This window comes from Adlercreutzia sp. DFI.6.23, from assembly GCF_024462535.1.
In the GTDB taxonomy this organism is placed as follows: Bacteria; Actinomycetota; Coriobacteriia; order Coriobacteriales; family Eggerthellaceae; genus Adlercreutzia; species Adlercreutzia rubneri.
Genome location: NZ_JANGBP010000593.1, coordinates 1 through 297, shown reverse-complemented (window position 1 = coordinate 297; position 297 = coordinate 1). Strand labels below are relative to the sequence as shown.

The 297-nt window shown below is 63.0% G+C and carries 1 pseudogene; it reads right to left on the bottom strand.

Annotated elements, in window-relative coordinates:
* Positions 1-297 (bottom strand): annotated as a pseudogene (locus NE591_RS14705) (hypothetical protein); the annotation flags it as partial.

Here is a 297-nt window from a genome sequence, read left to right as displayed (position 1 = left end):
CGGGGATTTCGGAGTGAGCCCTATCGGAGCCCTGCAGGACGATCCAGCTGTTCCCGGGATCGAACTCGGCGCGAATGCGGTCTCCAATGACCTCGCCCGTCACCTGCACCGTCTGGTTGTTCAGGTAGGAATCGGCCTCCTGCAAAGCGGAGATGGAGGTATCGTTGATGAAAGAGCTGTCGGGCTTTTGCTGGGGGTTCACGAGGTTATCCTCGCTCACGTCCTCGCCGAAGACTGGGTCGGGAAGCTTGGGGCGCGCGGGCTTGTCGACGGTCTGGCCGTCCTCGCCTTCGGCCC